Origin of the sequence: Paucilactobacillus oligofermentans DSM 15707 = LMG 22743, assembly GCF_001434315.1 — a bacterium.
GTDB classification, from domain to species: Bacteria; Bacillota; Bacilli; order Lactobacillales; family Lactobacillaceae; genus Paucilactobacillus; species Paucilactobacillus oligofermentans.
The window spans coordinates 1-1774 of the sequence record NZ_AZFE01000013.1; the positions used below are offsets into that span (position 1 = coordinate 1).

Consider the following 1774-nt stretch of genomic DNA (forward strand, 5'->3'; position numbering starts at 1 on the left):
TTGAGAGTAGACCTCTCAAAACTAAATAAAGTTTCGACTAAATGTGTAGGTTCCATATTCCTTAGAAAGGAGGTGATCCAGCCGCAGGTTCTCCTACGGCTACCTTGTTACGACTTCACCCTAATCATCTGTCCCACCTTAGGCGGCTGGCTCCCGAAGGTTACCCCACCGACTTTGGGTGTTACAAACTCTCATGGTGTGACGGGCGGTGTGTACAAGGCCCGGGAACGTATTCACCGCGGCATGCTGATCCGCGATTACTAGCGATTCCGACTTCGTGTAGGCGAGTTGCAGCCTACAGTCCGAACTGAGAACGGCTTTAAGAGATTAGCTTACCCTCGCGAGTTCGCAACTCGTTGTACCGTCCATTGTAGCACGTGTGTAGCCCAGGTCATAAGGGGCATGATGATTTGACGTCGTCCCCACCTTCCTCCGGTTTGTCACCGGCAGTCTCACTAGAGTGCCCAACTGAATGCTGGCAACTAATAATAAGGGTTGCGCTCGTTGCGGGACTTAACCCAACATCTCACGACACGAGCTGACGACAACCATGCACCACCTGTCTTAGCGTCCCCGAAGGGAACGTCCTATCTCTAGGATTGGCGCTAGATGTCAAGACCTGGTAAGGTTCTTCGCGTTGCTTCGAATTAAACCACATGCTCCACCGCTTGTGCGGGCCCCCGTCAATTCCTTTGAGTTTCAACCTTGCGGTCGTACTCCCCAGGCGGAATGCTTAATGCGTTAGCTGCGGCACTGAAGGGCGGAAACCCTCCAACACCTAGCATTCATCGTTTACGGCATGGACTACCAGGGTATCTAATCCTGTTCGCTACCCATGCTTTCGAGCCTCAGCGTCAGTTACAGACCAGACAGCCGCCTTCGCCACTGGTGTTCTTCCATATATCTACGCATTTCACCGCTACACATGGAGTTCCACTGTCCTCTTCTGCACTCAAGTTTTCCAGTTTCCGATGCACTTCCTTGGTTGAGCCAAGGGCTTTCACATCAGACTTAAAAAACCGCCTGCGCTCGCTTTACGCCCAATAAATCCGGATAACGCTTGCCACCTACGTATTACCGCGGCTGCTGGCACGTAGTTAGCCGTGGCTTTCTGGTTGGATACCGTCACTACATGATCAGTTACTATCACATACGTTCTTCTCCAACAACAGAGTTTTACGAGCCGAAACCCTTCTTCACTCACGCGGTATTGCTCCATCAGGCTTTCGCCCATTGTGGAAGATTCCCTACTGCTGCCTCCCGTAGGAGTATGGGCCGTGTCTCAGTCCCATTGTGGCCGATCAACCTCTCAGTTCGGCTACGTATCATTGTCTTGGTGAGCCATTACCTCACCAACTAACTAATACGCCGCGGGTCCATCCAAAAGTGATAGCCGAAACCATCTTTCAAATTAGAACCATGCGGTTCTAACTATTATGCGGTATTAGCATTTGTTTCCAAATGTTATCCCCCACTTTTGGGCAGGTTACCCACGTGTTACTCACCCGTCCGCCACTCATTCCAATGTTTTTTCAATCTAGTGCAAGCACCTTCAATCGAAAACGAGAATGCGTTCGACTTGCATGTATTAGGCATACCGCCAGCGTTCATCCTGAGCCAGGATCAAACTCTCATATATAATTTAAGTTTGTAGCTCTTTGTTTTGTTTGTATTCACGAAATTGACTTCGCAAATGTTATTTGCTTTTAACTTGTGTTAAAAGACCCTACACATTTGATTTGTCGAAACTTTATTCAGTTTTCAAAGTTCTACT

General features: G+C 49.0%; 1 rRNA gene. It reads right to left on the reverse strand.

The features are described 5' to 3' along the window. Positions 1–65: 65 nt before the first annotated feature. Positions 66–1639, reverse strand: a 16S ribosomal RNA gene (locus FC70_RS02530). Positions 1640–1774 lie beyond the last annotated feature (135 nt).